This window comes from Oscillochloris sp. ZM17-4 (assembly GCF_019599295.1).
In the GTDB taxonomy this organism is placed as follows: domain Bacteria; phylum Chloroflexota; class Chloroflexia; order Chloroflexales; family Chloroflexaceae; genus Oscillochloris.
The window spans coordinates 48,244-72,360 of record NZ_JAIEWN010000004.1 but is presented as its reverse complement, the minus strand read 5'-3'; the positions used below and the strand labels follow the sequence as shown (position 1 = coordinate 72,360).

20 protein-coding genes are annotated in these 24,117 nt (G+C 65.9%); 18 read left to right on the top strand and 2 right to left on the bottom strand.

Features of this window, described 5'->3' with window-relative positions:
* Positions 1-452: 452 nt before the first annotated feature.
* Both K2Z83_RS05250 and K2Z83_RS05245 read right to left on the bottom strand, forming a co-directional pair.
* The gene (locus K2Z83_RS05250) at positions 453-1,868 is read right to left on the bottom strand and encodes a DUF5667 domain-containing protein (RefSeq protein ID WP_220594133.1); all 1,416 of its coding nucleotides are present in this window, start codon (positions 1,866-1,868) and stop codon (positions 453-455) included.
* Between the two features lie 323 nt (positions 1,869-2,191).
* Positions 2,192-2,782 (bottom strand): sigma-70 family RNA polymerase sigma factor, encoded by a 591-nt coding sequence (locus K2Z83_RS05245; protein ID WP_220594132.1) that lies wholly within the window; start codon positions 2,780-2,782, stop codon positions 2,192-2,194.
* A gap of 739 nt (positions 2,783-3,521) precedes the next feature.
* Here K2Z83_RS05245 and K2Z83_RS05240 point away from each other — a divergent pair.
* The 18 genes from K2Z83_RS05240 (at position 3,522) to K2Z83_RS05160 (ending at position 23,901) form a co-directional block, all read left to right on the top strand.
* Positions 3,522-5,606: a PrkA family serine protein kinase gene (locus K2Z83_RS05240; protein WP_220594131.1), complete on the top strand. Its 2,085-nt coding sequence runs from the start codon at positions 3,522-3,524 to the stop codon at positions 5,604-5,606.
* A gap of 78 nt (positions 5,607-5,684) precedes the next feature.
* A complete protein-coding gene (locus K2Z83_RS05235) occupies positions 5,685-6,794 on the top strand; it encodes a DUF444 family protein (protein ID WP_220594241.1) in 1,110 nt (369 codons plus the stop codon).
* Positions 6,791-8,989, top strand: coding sequence for a glycosyltransferase family 39 protein (locus K2Z83_RS05230; RefSeq protein WP_220594130.1), 2,199 nt, complete (start codon positions 6,791-6,793; stop codon positions 8,987-8,989). Before K2Z83_RS05235 ends, K2Z83_RS05230 begins: the two co-directional genes overlap by 4 nt.
* A 12-nt stretch (positions 8,990-9,001) precedes the next feature.
* A complete protein-coding gene (locus K2Z83_RS05225; protein WP_220594129.1) occupies positions 9,002-11,704 on the top strand; it encodes a SpoVR family protein in 2,703 nt (900 codons plus the stop codon).
* An 86-nt stretch (positions 11,705-11,790) separates the two neighbouring features.
* Positions 11,791-12,336, top strand: coding sequence for a hypothetical protein (locus K2Z83_RS05220; protein ID WP_220594128.1), 546 nt, complete (start codon positions 11,791-11,793; stop codon positions 12,334-12,336).
* Positions 12,337-12,344: 8 nt separating this feature from the next.
* Entirely contained in the window at positions 12,345-13,205 is an 861-nt protein-coding gene (gene prmC / locus K2Z83_RS05215) for a peptide chain release factor N(5)-glutamine methyltransferase (RefSeq protein ID WP_220594127.1), read from the top strand.
* A gap of 73 nt (positions 13,206-13,278) precedes the next feature.
* Positions 13,279-13,932, top strand: a complete 654-nt coding sequence (locus K2Z83_RS05210; RefSeq protein WP_220594126.1) for a hypothetical protein — start codon at positions 13,279-13,281, stop codon at positions 13,930-13,932.
* Positions 13,933-14,071: 139 nt separating this feature from the next.
* Positions 14,072-14,905 carry an alpha/beta fold hydrolase gene (locus K2Z83_RS05205; protein ID WP_220594125.1) on the top strand — a complete coding sequence of 278 codons (834 nt, stop codon included), beginning with the start codon at positions 14,072-14,074 and terminating at the stop codon, positions 14,903-14,905.
* 190 nt (positions 14,906-15,095) lie between these two features.
* Positions 15,096-15,719 (top strand): ABC transporter ATP-binding protein, encoded by a 624-nt coding sequence (locus tag K2Z83_RS05200; RefSeq protein WP_220594124.1) that lies wholly within the window; start codon positions 15,096-15,098, stop codon positions 15,717-15,719.
* 136 nt (positions 15,720-15,855) lie between these two features.
* Positions 15,856-16,611: a heme exporter protein CcmB gene (locus K2Z83_RS05195; protein WP_220594123.1), complete on the top strand. Its 756-nt coding sequence runs from the start codon at positions 15,856-15,858 to the stop codon at positions 16,609-16,611.
* A gap of 195 nt (positions 16,612-16,806) precedes the next feature.
* Entirely contained in the window at positions 16,807-17,772 is a 966-nt protein-coding gene (locus K2Z83_RS05190; protein WP_220594122.1) for a cytochrome c biogenesis protein, read from the top strand.
* Complete coding sequence (locus K2Z83_RS05185; protein WP_220594121.1) at positions 17,769-17,981, top strand: CcmD family protein; 213 nt, start codon at positions 17,769-17,771, stop codon at positions 17,979-17,981. Before K2Z83_RS05190 ends, K2Z83_RS05185 begins: the two co-directional genes overlap by 4 nt.
* A gap of 172 nt (positions 17,982-18,153) precedes the next feature.
* Positions 18,154-18,576, top strand: coding sequence for a cytochrome c maturation protein CcmE (locus K2Z83_RS05180; protein WP_220594120.1), 423 nt, complete (start codon positions 18,154-18,156; stop codon positions 18,574-18,576).
* A gap of 114 nt (positions 18,577-18,690) precedes the next feature.
* Positions 18,691-21,108, top strand: coding sequence for a heme lyase CcmF/NrfE family subunit (locus K2Z83_RS05175; protein ID WP_220594119.1), 2,418 nt, complete (start codon positions 18,691-18,693; stop codon positions 21,106-21,108).
* A 67-nt stretch (positions 21,109-21,175) separates the two neighbouring features.
* The gene (locus K2Z83_RS05170; protein ID WP_220594118.1) at positions 21,176-22,294 is read left to right on the top strand and encodes a DnaJ domain-containing protein; all 1,119 of its coding nucleotides are present in this window, start codon (positions 21,176-21,178) and stop codon (positions 22,292-22,294) included.
* Positions 22,295-22,373: 79 nt separating this feature from the next.
* Positions 22,374-22,679 carry a DnaJ domain-containing protein gene (locus K2Z83_RS28760; RefSeq protein WP_255603334.1) on the top strand — a complete coding sequence of 102 codons (306 nt, stop codon included), beginning with the start codon at positions 22,374-22,376 and terminating at the stop codon, positions 22,677-22,679.
* Positions 22,676-23,098, top strand: a complete 423-nt coding sequence (locus tag K2Z83_RS28755; protein ID WP_255603333.1) for a TlpA disulfide reductase family protein — start codon at positions 22,676-22,678, stop codon at positions 23,096-23,098. Before K2Z83_RS28760 ends, K2Z83_RS28755 begins: the two co-directional genes overlap by 4 nt.
* A 122-nt stretch (positions 23,099-23,220) precedes the next feature.
* A complete protein-coding gene (locus tag K2Z83_RS05160; protein ID WP_220594117.1) occupies positions 23,221-23,901 on the top strand; it encodes a response regulator transcription factor in 681 nt (226 codons plus the stop codon).
* The last annotated feature ends 216 nt before the right edge of the window (positions 23,902-24,117 follow it).

The window sequence follows — 24,117 nt, the reverse complement described above, 5'->3', positions numbered from 1 at the left end:
CAGCCGCCCGCCATGGCCACCGTTGCAAGAAGATTCGTGACACCCAAAAAAGAGCAGCGCCCGCATCCAGGGGGGGAAGGATGCGGGCGCCTGCTGGGCTGTGGCCGGGCGTCTGCCTCCCCTATCGCCCTCTGGGGGGGAGACAGAGGGCGAGAGGCGAGAACGTGTACCGGCACAAACCCCACTGAGCGCTGCGGCGAGCCGCAGCCCGCTGCGTCTGGGGGCAGATACAGCGGCGAGATGGTGTTCTGGGGAGCTGCGCGAGCGGACGCGCCGTGCTCATGATCCAGCTACCTATCTAAACGAGTCAGCCGCCAAATAGTTACGGCGTAGTGCTGAGCGAAGCGAAGAATCCCGGTCGAGACCCTTCGCTTCGCTTAGGGTGACAGAATGCACGGTATCAATCAAGATTTGATATTACGTGTGCTCTATTGCGCTATGGCCCATATACACTATGGGTGAGGAGTCTCAGTCGGCTCCCGCGTCTCGGTCGGCTTCCGCGTCTCGGTCGGCTCCCGCGTCTCGGTTGGCCTCGGCGTCTCGGTCGGCTTCGAGGTCGTCGTCTCTTCGGGCAGCGGCGTCTCACTATGCCTGGGCTCAGGCGTTTCCGTCTCGCCGTGATGGTTGTCGTCCGTCGGCTCCGGCTCAGGCGTCTGCGAGGGTTTCGCCTCGTCAGTTGGCCTGCGCTCAGGCGTCTCGGTCTCCCGCGGCTTTGTCGGCTCCGGCGTAGGCGCCGGGCGTCGGCCGCCGCCGCCCGGCCGATCATCCCCTCCTGGGTCGGGCGATGTGGTTGCGCTCGGCGCGCGTGTCGGTGTGACGAACGACCCGCTTGGCCCTTCATCCGTCGGCGCGGCCGTGGGCGGCGCGGCCGTGGGCGGCGCGGCCGTGGGCGGCGCGGCCGTGGGCGGCGCGGCCGTGGGCGTGGGCACAACTGCCGGCAGAGGGCTCGCCGTCGGGCTCGGCAGAGGGCTCGCCGTTGGGAGATCCGTTGGCCTCGCCGTCGGCCTCGGCGTCATAGACGGACGAGCCGTCGGCGACTGCGAGGGCTTCGGGCTCGCGGTCGCCGTCGCCGGGGCGGTAGGCCGCGCCGTATCCTCCATCGTGGGCTCAGGGTCCGTGGCGGGCATCTCGGCCGGGCCGCTGCTCGGCACGATCGCGCCGGCGGCGACAACTGCTCTGCTGGCGTCATCGATCGCCAGGCGGGCCGCATCATCGAGGCCATCGCGATCGATCGCACCGAGGATCGTCTGCTGGGAGGCGATCTGATCGTGATAGACCATCAGCAGATCAGGGCGCAGGCTCGGCTCAGCCGCCTTGATCGCATCAGCCGCTTTGAGATAGTGTGCGTCCAGATCCGCGATCAGCTCCGGATCGATCACGGCCCCCGCACGCGCGAGCGCCGTGATCTCATCGACCCGGTGCTGGGCGAGCGCCAGATGCTGATCGACCTGGCTCGCGCTACCGATCGCCAAGGCGAGCCGCGCATGCTCGCCCAGCCGCTTGAGCGGATAGAGCGGCGTGCCTGGCAGACTCGCGCCCGCAAAGGCGACGCCGCTGCCGAGGAGCGCGGCTATGAGCAGCGCGGCGGCGCCCATGCGCAGCGCCCACCTGCCCCAGCCCCACGATGCGCGCCGGGGGTGGGCCTGGCGCAGCGCGACGTGTGCCCGCCGGCGCACCGCCGTCCGCGTCTTTGTCGATATCGTGGGCGGCTGCCAGCTTCCAAGCTCCAAGAGCGCGGCCAGCATTGGCCTCAGCTCATCAGCGTGCTCGGGGAAGTCGCTCAGGCATACCTCGGCCGGCTCTCCTGCGCTTATGCGTGCCAGGCAGCTGTCCAGGGCATCCTCAACGCTGTAGGAATGGTCAGTCATGGTGATCGCCCAGCCCATAGTGGGCTATAAGTAGTATGACAAGGTTTCAGGTGGCAGGTGGCAGGTGGCAGGGTTTACGCATTGGGATGCCTTGCGCTATGCCAAACTGTACAGCTCTCTGGAACCTTGTCTATGCGCGCATGATACGGAAGGTGGGTGGGAGAGCCTCGTCGCACCTCTGCGAGAGAGCCCTGTGGAGCGGAGCATCGCCCCACGCGCCTCGTTACCTATTTCCCCGCCTACCTTCTAGGTGGTGATGATGCGACAGCGCGACACGGTTCTTGGGCATACCATGAGGGGGCGCTGTCTGAGCGACCGCTACGTCACTCCTCCTGATGATAGTTTTCGGGCCGTCGCCCGCGGCTGCCACCAAGCAGCTTGGCTAGAGCGCCCAGCGCCCTGTGCTGCATGACCTTCACCGCCCCCTCGCTGCGCCCGGTCAGGGCGGCGACCTCGGCGTTGCTGCGCTCCTCGATAAATCGCATCAGCACAACCTCTCGCTGATCGGGGGTGAGCTTCTCGATCGCCTCGCGCAGCTCGCGGCGCTCGTCGCCGATGATCGCGTGATCGTCAGGCGATGGGTCTCGGTCTGAGATATATGGATTGAGCGGGACGTTCCCCGACTCCTTGCGCCGAAAGGTGTCGATCACAAGGTTGTACGCGATCCGGTAGAGCCACGCGGCGAAGGCTTGCTCACCGCCGCTTGGCGGCAGGCGAAAGCCCTCTATCCGCTCGACCACGCGCACCCACAGATCACCAAGCATGTCCTCGGCTGCTGTTGCGTCGCCGCATCGCGCATAGATATAGCGAAAGAGCGGGTCGGCGAAGCGATCATAGATCACATCAAAGGCGCGCTGGTCGCCCTGCTGTGCCCGCTTGATTACCTCGCTGAGATCGTCCTTCGAGGTTGACACTGCTGTTCCCCTACTTAGGACGCTTCAAACAAGAAACGGCAAGCGATGATAAAAAGTTACGCATTAATGAGGAAGTCGTGAGACTGCAGCTAACGTCACGGGCTACGCTCCAAGGGTGTGACGGAACGTCTTGCATGCGGGCGGACGCAAGAAGATTCGTGACACCCACGCTCCAACCAGCTATTGTAAGTTGAATCCGTAATAGGCTATACTTTAGCATAGAACAAATCTCCTGGAGCAAAAAATTGGCCCGGTGCGCCCTAAGAACCTCCTTTCTTGAGGCGTAGCAGGCGGCGGCGCGGTCTTCGCCCACGAGACGAAGCTGCTCGTCTCGTCGAGCCTCTCCGAGGGCTACCCCGCGCGCCCCCATGTCGCGCTCATTGCGTACACATGTGCGCCTCTACACGACATAAAATCCTTGACGCACCCTATCGCAGTTGCTATAATACCAATGCCTGTATCTTCCAGGTACTCCTCTTACAGACTCCCTGAGATCTAAGCTGTATAGTATGCCGCGCGGCAGTCACATCTAGGTGCCTGCGTTCGCGTTCGGGTATCGGCCGAATCGGCATGCATCCAGCCCCAAGATCGCACACCTGCACGTTAGCAACACCACTCGCGTAACCTTCACATGGCCCCAGACCTCGGGCGCGCCCAGCGCAGCGGTGTCTCCCTATCCCTATCCCATTCGCATATGTGTCTTCGCGCATGGGCGGTGCCCTCAGCAGGAGGACAATACATGGCTACCAATGGCTCGTCGCTGATGCAGTTCCTCGGTGAGTTGCAGGACCGCAAGCAGTTCCAGCAGCTCAACTGGCGAGGGACGTTTGTTGACTACCTCGACCTCGCGGCGGGTGACCCCCGCGTCACCCGCAACGGGTTTCAGCGTATCTACGACATGATTATGTCGTATGGGACCGAGGAGTTCATCGACGCGAAGAAGCGCCTGATCCGCTATAAGTTCTTCTCCGACGCCTCCTTCGACGGCGATGACTCGATCTTCGGCCTTGAGATCCCGCTGATGCGCCTGGTGAACTTCTTCAAGGGCGCGGCCAAGGGCTACGGCACCGAGAAGCGCGTCCTGCTGCTCCACGGCCCCGTCGGGTCGTCGAAGTCCACCATCGTGCGCCGCCTGAAGAAGGGCCTGGAGCACTACTCGAAGACCGACGCCGGCGCCCTCTACACCTACGACTGGTACCTCGGCGCGATCGAGGACCCGTCCAGCTTCGACTACGCCAAGGTCCCCGAGGCCGAGTGGGAGAAGTGCCCCATGCACGAGGAGCCCCTGCACCTCGTGCCCATGGATATGCGCGAGCGCCTGCTCGCCCAGGTGAACGCCGACCGCCCGGACGAGGATCACCTGCGTATCGTCGGCGACCTCTGCCCGGTCTGCCGCTTCCACTACAAGGAGCTCATGCGCCGCTACGACGGCGACTGGAGCCGGCTGGTGCAGCATATCCGCGTGCGCCGTCTGGTCTTCAGCGAGCAGGACCGGGTCGGCATCGGCACCTTCCAGCCCAAGGACGAGAAGAACCAGGACTCCACCGAGCTCACCGGCGATATCAACTACCGCAAGATCGCGATCTATGGCTCGGACTCGGACCCGCGGGCGTTTAACTTCGACGGCGAGTTCAACATCGCCAACCGCGGCATCATCGAGTTCGTCGAGATGCTCAAGCTCGATGTGGCCTTCCTCTACGACCTGCTCGGCGCCTCGCAGGAGCACCGCATCAAGTCGAAGAAGTTCGCCCAGACCGACATCGACGAGGTGATCCTGGGGCACACCAATGAGCCCGAGTACCGCCGGCTTGAGAACAACGAGTTCATGGAGGCGCTCAAGGATCGCACCGTCCGCATCGACATCCCCTACGTCACCCGCCTGCGCGACGAGGTGCGGATCTACGAGCGCGACTTCAACAAGAAGAAGGTGCGCGTCCACATCGCCCCGCACACCCTGGAGGTCGCCGCGATGTGGGCCGTGCTCACCCGCCTTGAGGACCCCAAGAAGCCGAACCTGACCCTGCTCCAGAAGCTGAAGCTGTATAACGGCAAGACCCTGCCGGGCTTCACTGAGGACAACATCAAGGAGCTGCGCAAGGAGTCCATCCGCGAGGGCATGGAGGGCATCTCGGCCCGCTACATCCAGGACAAGATCTCCAACGCCCTGGTGACGAACCAGGAGGAGGGCTACATCAACCCCTTCATGGTGATCAACGAGCTCGAGGGCGGCCTGAAGAACCACGCCCTGATCAGCAACGAGGACGACCGCAAGCGCTACCGCGACCTGCTCGCCACCGTGCGCGAGGAGTACACCGAGATCGTTAAGAACGAGGTGCAGCGGGCGATCTCCGCCGATGAGGAGGCGATCAAGCGGCTGGCCGGCAACTATATCGACAACATCAAGGCCTACACCCAGCGCGAGAAGGTGCGCAACCGCTACACCGGCCAGTATGAGGAGCCCGACGAGCGGCTGATGCGCAGCATCGAGGAGAAGATCGACATCCCCGAGTCGCGCAAGGACGACTTCCGCCGCGAGATCATGAACTACATCGGCGCCCTGGCCATCGAGGGGAAGACCTTCAACTACCGCACCAACGAGCGCCTGCACAAGGCCCTGGAGCTGAAGCTCTTCGAGGACCAGAAGGACAGCATCAAGCTGACCTCGCTCGTCTCCCGCGTGATCGACCAGGACACCCAGGAGAAGATCGACGTGGTCAAGGCGCGGCTCATCCGCGACTTCGGCTACAACGAGCAGAGCGCCACCGATGTGCTCAACTATGTCGCCTCGATCTTCGCCCGTGGCGACACCAAGAGCAACTATTGAAGGATGAAGGATGAAGGATGAAGGATGAGAGTAGACATTCATCCTTCATCCTTCATCCTTCATCCTTTCACAACGCATATGTCAATGAAACGCGTCGACCGCGATCTGAACCGCTTCAAGCAGATCGTGCGCGGCAAGATCAAGAAAGATCTCCGCAAGTATATGTCCCACGGCGAGATGATCGGCCGCCAGGGGAAGCGCTATGTCAGCATTCCCGTGCCGACGATCGACCTGCCCCAGTTCCGCTACGGATCTAAGCAGGGCGGCGGGGTCGGCCAGGGCGAGGGCGATGTGGGCGACCCGGTCGGCCAGGGCGATGGGCAGCCCGGCCAGGGCCAGGCCGGCTCAGACCCCGGACAGCACGCCCTGGAGGTGGACATCACGCTTGACGAGCTGGCCGCCATCCTCGGCGAGGAGCTCCAGCTGCCCAACATCCAGCCCAAGGGCCGCAAGAACCTGGTCAGCGAGAAGGATAAGTACAGCGGCATCCGCCGCACCGGCCCCAACTCGCTGCGCCACTTTAAGCGCACCTACCGCGAGGCCCTGCGCCGCCAGATCTCCTCCGGCGAGTACGATAGCGCCGACCCGATCATCGTGCCCATCCGCGATGATATGCGCTACCGCTCCTGGAAGGAGACGATGCTCCCCGAGAGCAACGCCGTGATCATCTATATGATGGATGTCTCCGGCTCGATGGGCACCGAGCAGAAGGAGCTCGTCCGCATCACCGCCTTCTGGATCGAGACCTGGCTGCGCTCGCAGTATAAGGAGATCGATATTCGCTATATCGTCCACGACGCGGCGGCGAAGGAGGTCGATCAGGAGACCTTCTACCATATCCGCGAGGGCGGCGGCACGAAGATCTCCTCGGCCTACAAGCTCTGCAACCGCCTGATCGATGAGCGCTACCCCTCCGAGGAGTGGAATATCTACCCCTTCCACTTCTCCGACGGCGATAACTGGGGCGGCGGCGACACCCGCGAGTGCGTCGAGCTGCTCAAGAATGAGCTGATGCCCAAGGTCAACCAGTTCTGCTACGGGCAGGTGCGCTCGCTCTACGGCTCGGGCCGCTTCGCCCACGACCTTGAGGAGTACCTGGGCGGCGACGAGCGGATCGTGGTCAGCGAGATCACCGACCGCGATGATGTGTACGATACGATCAAGGATTTCCTGGGCAAAGGGAAGTGAGCAGCCTGTCCTTCGCCACTCGTCGCGCGCCCCGTACCGTCGCCCGCGCGCCCTGGGCGGTCGCCCCGCCCCTGCTGCTCGGCCTGCTAGCCCTGGCCCTCACCCTGGCCTACTACGGCGGGGCCTACCACACCCAGGTGCGCGCCGACGACCGCATCCTCGGCCTCTTCTCCGGCTTCCAGTCGCTTGAGGCGGCCGACACGCCGAACCCCTACCGCTGGACGAAGGGCGAGGGCACGGTCTGCCTCCCGGCGGCCGGGGCCACCCGCCCGGCCGGCATCCTCCAGCTCGATCTGCTCGGCAGCTCGGTCGCCGGCATCGACCGGGCCGACCTGCGCCTCGGCGAGCTGACGATCCCGCTCCAGATCGCGCCCGAGAGCCGCCGCTACCGCATGCTCACCCCGCCCGCGCCCCTGGCCGGCCCGGTCTGCCTCACGCTGATCAGCGCCACGGTAGACCCCGGCCAGGGCCGGGTGGTCGGGGTCGGCCTGCGCTCGGCCGAGCTCTGGAAGCTCGGCCCCGCCGCGCCGCCCTACGGGCAGCTGGCCGTGAACCTCTGGCTCGCCGTCGGCGGCTACTGGCTGCTGCGCCGGCTCGACCTGCCGAGGCTGCTGGCCCTCGCGCTGGCCCTCGCGCCGCTGGCCCTGCTCGGCGCGGGGCTGCTCGGCGGCGCGCTGCGCGTCGCCCCCAACCTGCCCTTCTGGAGCGCCTTCGCGGCCGTGTCCCTGTCCCTCGTGCTCGGCGCCGTGGTCGCCTACCAGTCCGCCGCGCCGCGCTTGAGCGCCTGGCAGCGCGAGCTGCTCGGCGTGGCCCTGACCGCCGCCCTGCTCGGCGTCGGCTGGTACGCGATGGCGCACCTGCCTGGCTACTTCTGGCCCTTCCCGCTGATGGCCCGCGCCGGCACTGAGCTCTCCTGGGCCGCCGCCCTGCCCGCCGGCCTGTTCGCGATCTTCGCCGCCGCCGTCATCTTCTGGCTGCGCCGGGACGCACCGCCGCCCGCCGCCCTGGTCGTTGGCGTGAGCTGGCTGGCCGCCGCCGGCCTGCCCGTCGCCCTCAAGGCCTCCCTGCGCGGCTGGGACTCGCTCTTCCAGACCTTCGCGCTCCAGGAGGGCGACTACATCCGCGACGTGCCCCTGGTCGGCGCCGACCCGATCGGCTTCCTGCGCGGCTACGTGGCCGCCATGCCCGACCTGGCCCTGCACAATAAGACCCACCCGCCGGGGAACACGCTCTTCCTCTGGCTCGTTGAGTACACGCTGGGGGCCGGGCCTGAGCCTGCTACCTGGGCCGTGATCGCCCTGGCCGCCCTGGGCGTCTGGCCGACCTACCTGCTGGCCCGCCGGCTGAGCGGCTGGCGCGCGGGCACGCTGGCCGCCGCGATCTACGCCCTGCTGCCGGCCTATATGATCTACGCGGCCACCTCGATGGACGCCCTGCTGGCCACAGTGCTGGCCTGGGCCACCTGGGCGCTGTACGCTACTTTTATATCTGATGCAGGGCCGAACGCTGCGCGTTCGGCCCTGCATCAGATATATCCAGTCCTCGCCGGCCTGCTGATCGCCCTCGGCCTGCTGCTCAGCTTCACCACGCTGATGCTGGGGCTGGTGGCCCTGACCCTGGCGGTCTGGCGGCTGCGCGCCGGCCCCGTCGGCCGGGCCGACCTGCTGCGCTGGGCGGGGCTGGCGGCGACCGTGGCCGGCGCGGCGCTGCTGGCCCTCGGCGCGGTCTGGCTGCTCAGCGGCTACAGCAGCCTCGCCGCCTTCCTCATGGGCGTGGCCAACAACAAGATCGACGTCGGCGAGCGCGTCTCGCCGCTCGGCCTGTCCAGCTACCTGTTCTTCCTGGCGGTGAACGCCGTGGCCTACGGCTGCTTCCTCGGCCCCTGGCTGCTGCACCGGCTGATCGTCGGCGCGCGGCGGGGCGTCGGCCAGATCGTCGCCGGCAGCCCACGGCCCGCCGACGCCGTCTGGGCCGGGGCCGCCGCCCTGATCGGCGGCATGCTGCTCTCCGGCCTGTTCTACCGCGAGGTCGAGCGGATCTGGCTCTTCAGCCATATTCTCCTTGCGACAGCGCTGGCCGATGGTATCATGAGAGAGACGAGCCGCCGCAGCCAGATCGCCCTCGCCGCCCTGATCCTCGTCGGGCTCTTCGCCCACAGCCTGATCTTCCGAGCCGCCCTACGTGTCTCGTGGTGATAGGGGAGACGTATGAGAAACACCCGCATTCCGCCGAACCTGGAGGCCGCCCGCGAGGAGATCGAGGCCCACGCCCGCGCCTACGGCCTCGACTTCTTCCCGATCCTCTACGAGGTGCTCGACTACCGCACCCTCTATGAGACGGCGGCCATGGGCGGCTTCCCCACGCGCTACCCGCACTGGCGCTTCGGCATGGACTTCGACCAGCTGATGAAGGGCCATATCTGGCAGGGCTCGACGATCTACGAGATGGTGATCAACACCAACCCGTCCTACGCCTACCTGCTGGAGGGCAACGAGGACGTGACCCAGAAGATGGTGATGGCCCACGTCACCGGCCACGTCGACTTCTTCAAGAATAATATGTGGTTCGCCCACACCAACCGCAAGATGCTCGACGCGATGGCGAACCACGCCACCCGCATCCAGCGGATCATCGACCGCATCGGCTACGATGTCGTCGAGGACTTTATCGACACCTGCCTCTCGCTGGAGAACCTGATCGACTACCACTCGCCCTATATCAAGCGCGCCGAGGCCCAGTCCCAGCCGCCGGCGGCGGGCGCGGCCGAGGCCGAGGAGGAGACGGCCCAGGGGCTCAGGGTTGACCGCGGCTACATGCGCGACTACATCAACCCGCCCGAGTACATGGCCGCCCAGCGCAAGAAGATCGAGGACGAGCGCGAGAAGCTGCGCCGCTTCCCCGAGAACCCCCAGCGCGACATCCTGCTCTTCCTGATGAACTACGCGCCCCTCGACCGCTGGCAGCACACCGTCCTGGAGATCATCCGCGACGAGGCCTACTACTTCGCGCCCCAGGGGATGACCAAGGTCATCAACGAAGGATGGGCCTGCCTCCAGATCAATTCTCTAGTGTATACTCAGAGTGGAATTCTACGTATAAAAGAGATCGTTGACACTGCCTCGACAGCTCTGGTCAGCGACGGCGAAGAGCGCCAGCAGATCTACGACTGGGCGAAGTTCGAAGACTACGAGACGGTGAAGATCCGCACCCGTCGCGGCCTGGAGCTGGAGGGCTCGTTCAACCACCGGCTGATGCTGCCCGACGAGAGCTGGCGACGCCTCGATGAGATGCAGCTCGGCGACCGGGTGAAGATCAGTGGCGGCCAGCGGCTCTGGGCCACCGAGCAGGTGCGCCTGAGCTGGAAGCCGACCGCGCGTGCGACATTGAACAGCGTCGCCCAGCAGGCGGGCGTATCGATCGATACGGTCTTGCGCTATCGCCAGGGCCGTAAGACCCGCGCTGATGCCGCGCTCGCCCCGCTTGTCACTGAATATGAGGCCGCGACCGCAGTCCTCGGCCCGCCCTGCAACTCGCGCAAGCCCATCCGCGTGCCCGAGATCGTCGACGAGCGCCTGGCCGCCTTCCTCGGCTACCTCTGCGGCGACGGGCATATCAGCGTGGTCAAGCGCACCATCGGCCTGACCACCGGCGACGAGGATCAGGCCCAGGTCTTCGCCAACCTGGTCAGCTCGCTCTTCGGCATCGAGGCCCGCTGGCGCCAGGACGGCAACCGCTGGCGGATCAGCTTCTCATCGCTCGATGTGCAGGACTTCCTCAAGCACCTCGGCCTGACAACCGGCGTCTCCGCGCGTCAGAAGACGGTGCCCGACGTGATCCTGCGCTCGCCTGAGCGGGTCGTCGCCAGCTTCCTGCGCGCCCTCTACGACTGCGACGGCTACGCCGGAAAGCAGGGTATCATCCTCTCCTCGTCAAGCGAGGAGATGGGCAAGCTGGTGCAGCTGCTCCTGCTGAACTTCGGCATCCTCTCGACCCGCCGCCCACAGCAGGATGGCTGCTGGCACATCCACACGGCGGGCCGCTCGGCGGTCGACTTCTACATGCGGGTCGGCTTCGGCCTGGAGCGCAAGCAGGCCGCCCTGGGGGAATACCTTGAGAACCGCCGCTGGTACAAGGCCGAGGCATGGGACGACGAGGTTGTGAGCATCGAGCGCGGGCGCGCCGATGTGTACGACATCTCGGTGACGGAGACGCACCGCTACGCGGCCCAGGGCTTCATCAACCACAACAGCTACTGGCACAGCACGATCATGACCCAGAAGGTGGCCACGGCCTCCGAGATCGTCTCCTTCGCCGACCTGCACTCGGGCGTGGTGGCCACCGGCGGCGGCCGGCTGAACCCCTACAAGCTGGGGCTTGAGCTGCTGCGCGACGTGGAGGAGCGCTGGGACAAGGGCCGCTTCGGCAAGGAGTACGACGAGTGCGACGACATCGCCGCCAAGCGCACCTGGGACAAGCAGCTCGGCCTGGGCCGCCAGAAGCTCTTCGAGGTGCGCAAGCTCTACAACGATGTCACCTTCATCGACGAGTTCCTGACCCCCGAGTTCGTGATCGAGAACAAGCTCTTCTCCTTCCGCTACAACCGCGACACCGACCTCTACGAGATCGCCTCGCGCGAGTTCAAGGAGATCAAGGAGAAGCTGCTCTTCCGGCTCACCAACTTCGGCCAGCCCTTCATCTACGTCGAGGACGGCAACTACAACAACCGCGGCGAGATGTACCTGCGCCACCGCCACGAGGGCGTCGATCTGAAGATGGACTACGCCCGCGACACGATGCGCAACCTGCATAAGATCTGGACCCGGCCCATCCACCTGGAGACCCTGATCGACGACAAGAAGCGGCTGCTCTCCTTCGATGGCAGCGACTTCACCGAGCGGCGGATTGATTAGTGTTGCGGCGCAGCTTCGCTGCGCCGCAACACGAGCAGCGGTTCTGCGGGCGGCTCGCCGCCCAGCCATACCAGGAGGAGATCCTTATGTCACTCGCGAAGCTGATCACCGCCGAGCTGCGCCGCCTGGGCGCCGACGCAGCCGCCCTGGCGGCCATCCCCGCCGACGAGGCCGGACTGCGCACCGTCGAGCTCGGCGGCGCCGATGGTACTCCCTCGGCCCGCGTGACCTTCTTCGACGCCGACCGCTACAGCGTGAGCCTGCGCATGCTCACCGTGGCCGGGCGCGAGCTCCCGCCCCCCGGCGATGAGCCAGGCGCCGCCGACGCGCGCCTCGCCGCCCTGGCCTCCGGCGTGATCGCCGGGCTCTCCTACCTGGAGGAGCCCCTGGCCGTGGTCGAGCGCGACGCCGCCGACGCCCAGGCCCAGATCCGCTCGCACCCGCCCCTGCGCGAGGACGAGCTGCTGAGCTACTGGGATGTGGCCCTCACCTCGGGCGCGCGGCCCAGCGCCAGCATCGCCCGCTACTGCTGGGAGCCCGGCCTGCCCGAGCGCCAGCCCCTGCCCTACCCGGCCACCTACGCCCTCGTCGCCCGCATCGCCGACTCGCTCGTCGCCGCGCTTGATATCTGATGCGTGATATGTCCCCTACGATCTCTGACCTGCTAAGTGGCGGACGCTCCCGCCTTGAGTCCGCCTCAGCCACCCCGCGCCTCGACGCCGAGCTGCTCCTGGCCCACCTGCTGGCCTGGCCGCGGGCCAGGATGCTGGCCGAGCGCGAGTATCCTGTCGCATCTGAGCTGGCCGACACCTTCAGCGGGCTGGTCGCCCGCCGCGCCGGCGGCGAGCCGGTGGCCTACATCGTCGGCCACAAGGAGTTCTACGGGCTTGAGCTGGCCGTGGACCGGCGCGTGCTGGTGCCGCGACCCGAGACCGAGCTGCTCGTCGAGCTGGCCCTGGCGGCGGCCGGGCGGATGGCCGCCGGGCGGGCGGATCCCCTGCGCATCGCCGACATCGGCACCGGCAGCGGGGCGATCGCCGTCGCGCTCGGCGTGAGCCTGCCCGAGTCCCAGATCGACGCCGTCGACATCTCGGCCGAGGCCCTGGAGGTGGCGCGCGCGAACGTCGCGCGCCACGGGCTCGCCGAGCGGGTGCGGCTGCTGCGGGGCGACCTGCTGGCCCCGCTGGAGGGGCGCTACGACCTGATCGTCAGCAACCCGCCCTACACGATCCTGGCCGAGGTGGAGCCGAACGTGTACGCCCACGAGCCGCACCTGGCGCTGGCGGGGGGCGGCCCCGCCGGTGCCGACATCTACCGCCAGATCTTCGCCAGCGCGACCGAGCGCCTGCGGCCCGGCGGCGCGCTGCTCTGCGAGATCGGCGCGTGGCAGGGCGCGCTGGTGGCCGACATGGCCCGCGCCGCCTTCCCCGCCGGCGAGGTGCGCGTCGCCCGCGACCTCGCCGGCCACGACCGCGTCGTGAGCGTCGCTGCCGCAACGTAATCCAGCTGTCATCCGTAGGCATAGCCGCGCGGGCTCCTCCTTCCTATACTAGTTTGTAGGTAGGAGGAACACTATGACAGCACTCTTCGTCGCCCTCGGCATCGCCGTAATCACCCTGCTCGCCCTGCTGCTCTGGTTTGTGCCGCACCTGCTCCACCAGCAGGCGCTCCACAACGCCGATGAGTCGGCCAGGCTGCGGGATATGCTGCTCGACATGCTCAATGAGCAGGAGGCCGTCACGATGCGCCAGTCGCAGCTGGGCACGTCGATCGCCTACCTCCAGGAGCAGCTTGAGCAGATCGCTGAGCACGCCCAGCGGGCCGGGGATCGCGGCGATCCCGCGGCCCGCACCCCGGCCGAGGAGGCCGCCCTGCGCCAGCTTGAGGACCGCATTAGCGCGATGCAGTCGCAGATCCAGGTCTGGCTCGATACCCGCGGCAAGGCCCAGCGCGCCACCAGCGCCCAGGACAACGAGTCGTGGGCCTACCTGATGAGCCTGCTCTCGGCCATCCAGGACCGCATCGGCCATATCTCGGTCGACCGCGGCAGCGCCCAGGTCGGCATGCACGCCCGCGCCCTGCTCGATGAGCTTGAGCAGGAGATGGGCCACCTGCGCGGGATCTCCGAGGATATCGCCACCCTCCAGTGGCGGCTGCGGCGATCGCTCCACGAGCGCGAGTCGAACATCTCATCGCTGCGCGCCCGCGCCAGCGGCGGCGCCGACTAGCCCCCCCAGTCGGCGCCAGCTGATGACAAGATTGATTGCTGCGCGACGCCCCTCATATACAAAATCGTTATATACTTGCGTTATCATGGGATGTAGGAAGGCGTAATGCCTCTCTCCTCTTAAGCTTTGGCGCACCCCTATGAGCATCGTCGTTATCGACAACCAGGCTGTTCACTATGAGGTCCTCGGGCGCGGGCGGCCGGTGCTCTTCTTGCACGGCTGGCTCGGCAGCTGGAGGTACTGGTTCCCGACGATGGAGGTTGTGGCCGAGCATTTCCGCACCTACTCCTTCGACTTCTGGGGCTTCGGCGACTCGCGACGCAAGCTGACCCAGGAGAGCATCCAGAACTACTCGGATCAGGTGATCCGCTTCCTCGACGCCCTCGGGATCGACCGCGTGCAGCTCGTCGGCCACTCGATGGGCGGCATGGTCGCCCTCAAGACGGCCATCACCTACCCCGACCGCATCCAGCGCGTGGCCACCGTCGGCGCCCCGATCGACGGCGACTCGCTCTCCTGGCTGCTCAAGCTCACCGACCGGCCCATCTTCGCCGACGCCTTCGCCCGCCTGCCCTGGGTGCGCCGCCGGCTCTTCCGCTTCTTCCTCGGCGAGACGAGCGACCCCGCCATCGGCGAGATGATCGACGACAGCGTCAAGTCGAGCGCCCTCTCGCTCCGCCGGGCCGTCAGCTCGATGTGGCGCACCGACCTGCGCCCCGAGCTCAGCCGGCTCAAGGTGCCAGCCCTCATCGTCCACGGCGGCCGCGATGATATCGTGAACCCGAACCAGGCCGACCTCTTCGACAATGTGCCATCCTCTGAGGTTGTGATGATGCCGCGCAGCCGGCACTTCCCCTTCCTCGATGAGGCGACGCTCTTCAACGATGTGCTGCTGCGCTTCCTCAAGGCCCAGTCCTCTAACGGCGGCGTCATGCCGAGCCTGATCACCCGCGAGCGCCAGCCGGTGCCGTAGGCAGGGGACAGTGGGCAGGGGACAGGGGACAGGCCGGGGGCAACCCCGGTTTTGTGTTTGTGTTCGGCCCCCGGCTCCGCGCCTTCGCGCCTTCGCGCCTTCGCGTCCGTGTCTTCCGCCCCCTTTCGCGTCCTTCGTGTTCCAAACCGCCCCCAACCCCCAACCCCCCACTGTGGTACAATCCCCGGCGATGGAGATCAGCCTGACAGTAGAAGAGCTCGCCGCGAGCTACGGCGCGCGCACCGTCTTCGCCGGCGTGAGCCTCCAGGTGCGGCGGGGCGAGGTGCTGGTGGTGAGCGGCTCAAACGGCAGCGGCAAGAGCACCTTCCTGCGGCTGCTTGCCGGACTGCAGCAGCCCTCGGCGGGCATCGCCGTGTATGCGTGCGCGGGGAGGGCATGGGCTCCGCGCGAGGCTGGCCCAATTATCGGCTGGGTCGCCCCGGATCTGGCCCTCTACCGCGAGCTGACCGCCCGCGAGAACCTGCGCTTCTTCGCCGATGTGCGTCGCCTGAGCCTGGGCGACACCGAGATCGACGATCTTCTCGTGCAGGTTGGGCTGGGCGGCCGCGGCAATGATCGGCTGTCCGCCTACTCCTCAGGGATGGCATACCGCCTGCGCTACGCCTACGCGCTCATCCACCGCCCCCCGGTGCTGCTGCTCGACGAGCCGACCGTGACGCTGGACACCCGCGGGGCCGAGGTGGTCGATCAGGTGATCGCCCGCCAGCGGCGGGAGGGCATCGTCGTGGTCGCGACGAACGACCCGCGCGAGCTGCGCTATGCCGATCTGCTGCTGCAGCTCGGCAGCCCGTAAGATAAGATTTCAGATTGTAGATTGCAGATTGCAGATTTGACGCAGTAGGACACCAGGCCGTCACCTTGTCACCTTGTCACCTTGTCAGTTCCGGTGACAAGGTGAACACTATCAAGCCAGATGTAATAGTACCTCTATGCAAGCCCAGCCAGAGCAGCAAGAGCAGCAAGAGATCGAGCCAGGCCAGGCCATCCGCTCGATTGGTGTCCGCGATCTGCTGGCGGCAGCCTGGGCGATCTTCGTGAAGGATCTGCGCAGCGAGCTGCGCACGCGCTACGCGCTGAACGCGCTGGTGCTCTTCGCCGCCAGCGCGGCGGTGGCGGTGAGCCTGGGCGTGGGCTTTATCGGCATGCGCCGCACTGATGAGTATCTGCTCATCCAGTCGGCCCTGCTCTGGATCGCCCTGCTCTTCGCCGCGCTGAACGGCCTCTCGCGAGGCTTCGTGTACGAGGAGGAGACGCGCACCATGGCCGCCCTGCGCCTGGCCGCGCCGGCGATCTCGGTCTACCTCGGGAAGCTGCTCTTCAACCTGGCCCTGCTCCTGCTCCTCGATACGGTCACCAGCCTGCTCTTCATCGTCCTGGTGCGGGTCGAGGTTGGCAGCCCGCTCGCCTTCGTGCTGGTGCTGGCGGCCGGCGGGCTCTGCCTGGCTACGGCGACCACCATCCTGGCCGCGATCATCGCCAGGGCCAGCTTCAAGAGCGCCCTCTTCGCCGTCCTCGCCTTCCCCCTGCTCGTGCCCCCGCTGATCGTCGCCATCCAGGGCACCGCGCTCACCCTCGATAGCGCCGGGATGACCCTGGCCCTGCCGGCGATCCGCACGCTTTTGGCCTACGCGGTGGCCATGTTCGTCGCCTCGCTCATGCTCTTCCGCTTCGTCTGGGAGGCGTAGCCCCGAAGCGGATCGCGCGACATGTGATATATTGCCCATGCGATAAACATGCTGCGTGATGAAATGCACATGAAACCCCTGGCACGCAGGTTACATCATGACAAGGTAGCAAATTGCTGTTGTCCGTGACGCACCGGCGTAGTATGATACGTCAAACAGGTATTTTCCTATAAGGGACTGGAAAGGCGTAGGCCGATGGCACAGCGCATGGCCCAGACTGCCAAGCTGCTGGTTGGGGTGTGGATCGCAGGTGTTGCGGTGGCGATGTTCCTCGTGGTACCGCAGTACGAGGGCCTGGGCAATGCCGGGCGCATCATCATTATGCACGTGCCCACAGCCTGGGTGAGCGTGATGGCGTTTGCGATATCGGCGCTGTTCAGCGGGCTCTACCTCTGGCGCGGGCGCCCCGAGCACGACGACTACGCCCTCGCCGCCGCCGAGAGCGGATTTCTCTTCACGGTTCTCGCCACCGTCACCGGGGCGATCTTCTCGCAGGTGGTCTGGGGCGTCTACTGGAACTGGGACCCGCGTCAGACATCGATCTTTGTGCTGCTGCTGATCTACGCCGCGCTCTTCGCCCTCCGCTCATCCATCGACGATGTCGCCCGCCGCCGCCAGCTCAGCGCGGTCTACTCGATCTTCGCCTTCATCACCGTCCCCTTCCTGATCTTCATCGCCCCCCGCATCAGCGACAGCACGCTCCACCCCAACTGCGCCTTCATCCAGGGCAGCACGTGCGATGGGATCGCGCTGGAGGTCGGCAAGCTCGGGCTGCTGGGAGACCGCAAGGTCGAGCTGCTAAGCCTCGACCGTGCCGGCGATGTGGTGACGGCGCAGGTGCAGGTGACGGAGCCGGGGCTGAATGGCAGCGCGACCCTGAGCCCAACCTACGATGTGGCGCTCGACAATGCGGTCGATCGGCCCAACTTCCCGGGGCTGCGCTTCAGCCTCGTGGTCGAGGGCGTCGATATGACGACAAATAGCGTGCGGCTGAATATCGAGGCCCCCGGCACAGGCCTGCTTGATAACGGGCGCACACTCTTCACCTTCCTGGCCTCGATCTTCGGATTTACCGCACTGTTCTTCTGGATGCTCAACGTGCGAGCGACGCTGCTAGGCGTGCAGTGGGCGCTGGCCCGCAGAGAGGGGGCGCGCTCATGAATGTGGCGCTTGAGGCAGGCGCGGCGACCTATGTCGCCATGGCTGTCACGCTGTCTGTCTGGATCGGTATCTTTGTCTACCTCTGGCGGATCGACGCCCAGGCCCGCGCACTCAAGCGCGAGATGGAGCGCGAGCAGCCGCGCGAGCAGCCCGCCCCCACACGCGCCACGGTCACCAGGGTGAGCGAGGCCGAGCCGGCGAAGAAGTGATTGCAGATTGCAGATTGCAGATTGCAGATTGGGTAACGCTCTGTTGCGGCAAATCTGCCACCTGCCACCTGCCACCTGCATAGGTATTACGGACATAGCGTAGTGGAACGCAGTATCCGGCAATCTGCAATCCAAAATCTGCAATCTGAAATGGTATAACACGAGGGGAGCAATGGCGACTATACCAGCACCAGCCCGCCGCGGCTTCGAGATTAAGCCGCTCCACATCGCCGGCGTCGGCATCATCCTGCTGGCGATCATCTACGGCCTCTTCGGCTTTAAAGACGCCTTCCGCGCCTACACCACCAGCGTGGACGAGGCGATCAGCAGCTCGCGCAGCATCCAACTGGCCGGCTTCCTCGGCTCAAAGGGCGAGATGGACGACACCGGCCGCTTCACCTTTATGCTCCAGGACTCGGACAAGAAGATGGTCAAGGTGATCTCTGACGACCCGCGCCCCGCCAACTTCGAGCAGGCGATCAGCATCGTCGCGATCGGCCACTACGACAGCGCCCAGCAGGCCTTCATGGCCGACGACCTGCTCGTGAAGTGCCCCTCGAAGTACCAGGAGCTCCAGGCGAGCGCGAGTAAGTAGCTGCGCCACGGGCGCAACAGACATATCATCTGGGTGAATGTTCCAGCTCCGCTGGAACATTCACCCAGATATATCATTGATAAGGCGGCAGCCCAAACCCTAGAAGGCTCACGTATGTACCCTCTCGGCACCTTCCTAATCGTCACCTCGATCGCCATGGCCCTGCTCGCGATCGTCAGCTATGTGCTGGTGGTTCGCGGCAACCGCCTGGCGCTGCTCTACGCCCGCTTCGGCGTCTTCGGCAGCCTCGGCGCACTGCTGATGGCCTGGACGCTGCTGCTCACGCTGTTTCTGGCCCATCGCTTCGACATAGATTATGTCTATAACTACAGCTCGCGCGACCTGGAGTTCTTCTTTGTGGTCGCGGCGAGCTGGGCCGGGCAGCCGGGCAGCTTTCTGATCTGGACGATCTGGGGGGGTATCGCCGCCGCCCTGCTGGTGCGCCGGACGAAGCACTTCGAGCCCTATGTGCTCCTGGTCATGATGCTTGTCCAGACGGCGCTGCTGCTGTTTGTGCTCAGCCTGAACCCCTTTAAGCCGCTGCTCGATGCGGCCACCGGGCTGCCGGCCGCGCTGCCCGCCGACGGCAAGGGGCTCAACCCGCTGCTGCACAACTTCTGGATGATCATCCACCCGCCGATCCTCTTCGTCGGCTACGCCCTGACCACAGTGCCCTTCGCCTTTGCGATCAGCGCCCTCGTGCGCCGCGACTACGACACCTGGGTGGCCCGCGCGCTGCCCTGGACGATCGCCGCATGGGCCTTCCTCGGCTTCGCCCTGCTGCTCGGCGGCTACTGGGCCTACGAGACGCTCGGCTGGGGCGGCTACTGGGGCTGGGACCCGGTGGAGAACTCGTCGCTGGTGCCCTGGCTGATCCTCACCGCCCTCATCCACGGCATGGTGCTCCAGCGCTCGCACGGCGGGATGCGCAAGGCGAATCTGTTCCTCGCGCTCCTCGGCTACATCCTGGTCTTCTACGCGACCTTCCTCACCCGCAGCGGCGTCTACGCAAACTTCTCGGTCCACTCCTTTGTGGCCGAGGGCATCTTCAACTCGCTGGTCGGCTTCCTGGTCTTCCTGATCGCCGTGGCCATGACGCTCTTTGTCATGCGCTGGCGCGACATCCCGGCCCGCCCGCTCAGCGATAAGTTCTTCTCGCGCGATAGCTTCTTCGTCCTGATGATGATCTCGTTTGTCGTGACCGCCCTGGTGGTCGGCGTTGGCACCTCGATGCCGGTGATCTCGGCCATCCCCGGCCTCGGCCACACGCTCCAGAGCTGGATGAGTAGCGCCTTCGAGGTGGACGACGGCACCCTGATGAACCCGCAGGCCCAGCCGTTCACCGACGGCCGCTTCAGCCTGGCGGCGAGCTTCTACAAGCGCACCGTCCCGCCGCTCGGCGCCGTGATCATCATGCTGATGATCGTCGGCCCGCTGCTCGGCTGGCGCGATGCGAACATGCGGCACCTGCTGCGCGCCCTGCGCTGGCCGGCCATCGCTGCGGTGATCGCCGCGATCATCGCCATGCTGATCAATGTGCGCGATGTGCTCGCGCTGGCCTATGTGGCCGGCGGCACCTTCGCCATCGGCACGAACCTGGTGATGATCATCCGCACGCTGCGCGGCGGCTGGATGCGGATCGGCGGCTACCTCGCGCACCTCGGCTTTAGCCTGACCATGATCGGCATGGTCGGCTCTAGCGCCTACGCCACCCCCGAGCAGCGCCTGGTGATGGCCCCCGGCGAGACGACGAAGATCTATGGCTACGACTTCACCTTCAACGGCTACCAGCTCGACGATCAGCAGCGCGGGGTGCTCGACTTCACCGTGACCGACGGGAGGAACGACACCTTCAGCGCGCGCCCCTACCTCTACTACAACGATCGCATGGGCGCGACGATGCAGACCCCGTCGATCCACAGCCTGCTCTACCAGGATGTCTATATCTCGCCGGCCGGCTACGACCCGGAGGTCAACCCGGCCCGGCCGATCCTCGGCGCCGGCAGCACGACCACGATGGGACCATACGAGCTCACCTTCGTGGACTTTAACCTCGACACGGCGGCGATGACCGGCGGCGGCCAGATCAAGGTCGGCGCGAAGATAACGGTGCTCTATAACGGGGAGACGAGCGAGGTTGAGCCGGTGATCCAGGTGGCCACCGACCCCGCCACCGGCGAGCAGAAGCTGGAGCATCTTGCGGCAACCCTGCCCGGCGGCCAGACTCTGACCCTCGTTGAGGTAGACCCGACCAACCGCATGGTGCTGCTTGAGGGCAAGGGCGATGGTATCGACAGCCTGCCGGCGGTGCCGGCCAAGGGCGTGATCACGGTGAGCGTCAAGCCGCTGGTGATCTTTGTCTGGACCGGCGTGGTGATCGGCGTTATTGGCGGCGTGATCGCGCTGCTCCGGCGCTACCTTGAGGGCCAGGCCGCGCTCGCCGGCGAGCGCGTGCGCCTGCCGAAGGGCCTGTTCGGTGGTCTGGCGAGGCGACGTGGGCTACAGAGCCCCCGTCCTACCAGCGGCGACTGACATACCACAGGAGGCTCGCGGGAGGGTAGCCCTCCCGTGAGTCCCTCCCCTCTGCAATAGCTGGGATATGCAAGACTACTACGAGACACTCCAAGTCCACCCGAAGGCCGATCTTGAGGCTATTCGCGCATCGTACGAGCGGCTGCGCCAGCGCTATGACTCATCGCTGCTAGAGGGCGCCGCCGATGAGCTGGTCGAGCTCGCCCGCCGCCGCCGCGATGAGATCGAGCGGGCCTACACGGTTCTTTCGGACCCGAAGCGGCGCGCTACATTCGACAGCGATCTCAGCGCCCAGGTCGCCGCCCCCGCGACAGTGGAGGCGGCGGCGGCGGGCGACGATTCAGGCCTGGATGATGATGACCTGATCGACTATCGCCCGCTGCCCCCGGCGCGGCGACAGGAGCGGCCCAAGGGGTTCGATACCCAGCCCCGCATCCGACCCGCGCAGGCCGCCCCCCGGCGCAGCGGCCGTCGCATCGAGCGATCCCAGCGGCTTCCAACCTGGGTCCTGCCGATCCTGATCGTCGCGGTGGCCACCTTCGCGATCGTGCTGATCACGCTCGTCACAACGGTCTGGAACGCGCCGCAGCAGGCGGCGGGCAGCGCGAGCGGGCCAAGCGCGCTCGGCCAGCCCACGGCATCCGCCCCGACGCCCTCGGTCGATGATATCGCTAACCAGTTCGAGGCCCAGATCACCGCCGCGCGCCAGGTGGCGCAGCAGGTCCCCGACAACGCAAATGCCTGGATCGAGCTTGGCAACGCCCTCTATGATAGCGTGGTGGTGGTGCGCGAGCGGATCGACGGCGGCGACCAGCGCTTTCAGGGAGTCTATATCGAGCGCCTGCCGCGCTGGCTTGAGGCGCACGACGCCTATGCGAAAGCCCTGGCGATCACCCCCGCCAACCCGGTGGTTCGCGCCGACATGGCCACCGCCCTCTGCTACTACGGCCAGGGCGTGAACGACCAGAGCTATATAGCGCGGGGGCTTGCGGAGGCCGACCAGGCGATCAGCGACTCCCCGGAGGAGGGGCGGGCCCTGCTGAGCAAGGGGCTCTGCCTGGTCTACTCTGACCCGCCGCAGACGGCGCAGGCCCTTGAGCAGTGGCAGAAGGCCATTGTCATGCCGAATGTTGAGCCAGGGGTGGCCCAGCAGGCCCGCCAGCTGATCGCTGAGCATAGCCGCTAATTGTCCCTTTTGCGCGAAGCCGTTCGACAAAAGTTAAAGCACCTGTGTTAAAATACAGGTGCTAAGGCGTTTACGAGGCATGAACACACATTATGCGCTGCTGGGCTTGGGGCAGCAGGCCGGCCCAGAGGAGATAGCGGCCGCCTATCAGCTGCAGCGGGAGCGCTACAACCCCGAGCGCGTCGCTGATCTTGACGATGATATGCGGCGGGTCGCAGAGGAGCGCACCGCCGCGATCGAGCGGGCCTACGCTATCCTCTCAGACCCCGCGCGGCGACATCAGTATGATAGCAGCATCGGCGCCGCCCCGGCCAAGATCGCCTCTGTCAGCGCCAGCGCCCGCCGTACGATCACCCCGCGCGAGCGCACAGCCTGCAGACCTTGAGCGGCGATACGGTCAACCTGACAGCATACCGCGGACAGGTGGTGCTGGTAAACTTCTGGGGCACATGGTGCGAGCCGTGCAAGCGTGAGCTTCCGGCGCTTCAGGCGGCGAACGAGCGCTACGGGGATAAGGGGCTGACGATCATCGGCGTGAACCTGACCGATGATGAGCAGAGCCAAGGCGTCAGCGAGGATGGTATCCGCACGTTTGCCGAGCAGTATAACCTGACCTACCCGATCGCCCTCGACCGTGACGGCAGCGTGACGGATGCATTTCGGGTGTTCCCGCTCCCCACGAGTTTCTTTATCGATGCGCAAGGCCAGATCCGCTATGTCCATGTCGGTGAACTTACGCTCGATGACGTAGCCGCACGGTTTACTGAGCTACAGCGAGAAGGGCTGGCCCGCAGCGCACCATAGAGCACTGAGTGATAGGATGATTGAGCCGCTGAGCCTCTGGAGCCCATGCCTGTCGCGAACGTATATGTTGGTGACGTAGGCTCAATCGCTCTGCTCTTTAGCTTTTAGCGCAAGGATTGCACATGGAGCAGCGTACCATCCTGGTGGTCGACGACGACAACGGCCTGCGTGAGCTGATCCGCATCAACTTGGAGCACGAAGGCTATGCCGTCATCCAGGCCGCAAATGGGGTGCAGTGCGTCCAGTCGGTGCGCGAGCAGCGCCCCGATATGGTGATTCTCGATGTGATGATGCCTGAGATGGATGGCGTGGAGGCCGCAGGCAAGGTGCGCGAGTTCTCGCAGATCCCGATCCTGATGCTCACCGCAAAGGTGCAGAGCGAGGATGTGATCACTGGCCTCGACCGCGGCGCCGACGACTACCTGATCAAGCCCTTCAACATGGACGAGCTGTCGGCCCGCATCCGCGCCCTGCTGCGCCGCGTGCCCCCGGCCTACCGCCCGCTCGCCGCCGGCGATGGGCAGATCCAGATCGACCAGCAGAAGCGCGAGGTGCGCGTGCGCAACGAGGTGGTGGATCTGACCCCCACCGAGTACCACCTGCTGCTCATCCTTACGGAGAACGCCGGCAAGGTGGTGGCGCACGAGACGCTGCTGCGCGCCGTGTGGGGGCAGGAGTACACCCGCGATAACGATTACCTCAAGGTGTATATCTGGCACCTGCGCCGCAAGATCGAGCAGGACCCGCGCAACCCCATCCTGCTGCTCACCGAGTGGGGCGTGGGGTATCGTCTGGTGCCGTAGCGGCAGCCCCGCCCCCCCCAGTGGGCCAATGATCGGCGTTGCGGGCGTACACCTTGATCCGCCCCTACGGCATGGGATTCATTTTAGGTGTTTAGGTGAGGGTGTGGCGTACCCTTTCGGGCTAGCGAATCGCCGTGGGGCGGAAGCCCTCGGCTCTGGTTTGCGAAGGCCGCCTGCGCGGCCTGCATGCGCCGCCGCAGGGCGGCTTCGCCGTAT